Here is a 1788-nt window from a genome sequence, read left to right as displayed (position 1 = left end):
TAAATTATATCCGGTTTGAAATTTCATGCTGACATATATTTTGTAAACAATATTTGCACGGCCCATATAATAACACCATAACGCATTATTTGCTGATATACATCCTACCATTTATTAATGAAATTTTATTGGCAATTCCTTGTTGATATTAATTATAATATGTTGCGGTGGATTACGGCGGGCGGTCGATGACCGCCCCTACATGTTGGCAATCCATGCGGTATATACGAAAAACCAGATATGTTGGTAACCCATGCGGTATATATGAAAAACCCGACATGTCGGTAATTCATATATCGCCATATAACGTTTATATTCATAAATAATATGTTAATAATATGTTATTGTAGGGGAGACCATCGGTCTCCCGCTGCATGCCGGTCATTCGTATATCGCAATATTACAGCGGAACGTTTACGTTAATTTATCATTTGTTATATCATCGTACTGCGGTTCGTGTTGCGGGCGGTCAGTGACCGCCCCTACATTGTTTGTAATTTGTATGCACATTCGTAAAAAATATTCGGTGCAATTGCATGTTTATGTACATTTTTCAATAATGTTTGATTTGCGGTTTTATGTTGACATTAATATAAAATGTTACGTTATTGCGCGGCGGGCGGTCAGCAACCGCCCGCACATTGTTGAAAATTTTGTATTATAATTATATATGGTATTTATCTTCTTCCCATTTTAACGGATTTGTTTCTATATATTCATAAATCTTTTCATATTCTTGCTGGTTTCTTATTATATGGTCATAAAATGATTTTTGCCATAATGGAAAACCAACCTGTTTAGAAATAGAACCTTTGAGTTGTTGAACAATGCGAGATATCGTAGGGGTTGTTTTTGACTGGCCTTCTCCAGCACATAACACAATAATAAAATGTATATGATTTGGCATAATAACGTATTTATTAATTTCTACATTGTCGTAGATAGAATTTATTTTATTAATCCCTAAATCAACAATTTCACCTATTTTTGATAATGGTGGTTTTTGAAATTGACCGCCATATGTCTCTCCTACATTCCAAAATAAATTTTTCTTATCATTTGTACATATGGTTATAAAATAATACCCGGCTTGTGAATAATCATACTCATTTAACCTTATGTTCTTCCGTTTAGGCAATTTCTCCATGTGACCACCTCGTTGCATATTACACATTTTTATGTTGACACTTATTCATAAACAATATCTAATTTGCAGTTCCTAGATTATGTGCATTTTTTAATAATATTTGATGGTGATTTTATGTTGGTATGAATTATGAAAATGTAACGTCATCGCACAGCGGGCGGTCGATGACCGCCCCTACATGTTGGCAATTCATGCGTTATATACGGAAAACCCGACATGTCGGTAATTCATGTTTTGTACGCACGTTTACGTTAATTAATCATTTGTTACATCATCGTACTGCGGGCGGTCGATGACCGCCCCTACATTGTTGGTAATTCATGCGGTATATACGGAAAACCCGATATGTTGGTAATTCATATATTGCCACATAACGTTTATATTCATAAATAATATGTTATTGTAGGGGAGACCATCGGTCTCCCGCTTATTACACATTATTACCTTTGGTGTCCAGCCTGTTCTTATTGCATATTATTATCTTTGCTCGGCTAATATAATAACACCACAACACATTATTCGGCTGATATACATCCTATCGGTTATTAAATTATATCCGGTTTGAAATTTCATGCTGACATATATTTTGTAAACAATATTTGCACGGCCCATATAATAACACCATAACGCATTATTTGCTG

At 34.6% G+C, this 1788-nt stretch carries 1 protein-coding gene; it reads right to left on the bottom strand.

Annotation, left to right across the window (positions count from 1 at the left end; all coding sequences use genetic code 11):
• Window positions 1-664 precede the first annotated feature (664 nt).
• Window positions 665-1147 (bottom strand): transposase, encoded by a 483-nt coding sequence (locus tag BUC45_RS01180; RefSeq protein ID WP_296969613.1) that lies wholly within the window; start codon window positions 1145-1147, stop codon window positions 665-667.
• Between the last annotated feature and the right edge of the window lie 641 nt (window positions 1148-1788).

Origin of the sequence: Tepidanaerobacter sp. EBM-38 (genome assembly GCA_001896545.1) — a bacterium.
Lineage (GTDB): Bacteria > Bacillota > Thermosediminibacteria > Thermosediminibacterales > Tepidanaerobacteraceae > Tepidanaerobacter.
The sequence above is the reverse complement of the archived record's forward strand: the minus strand, read 5'-3'. Positions and strand labels throughout refer to the sequence as shown.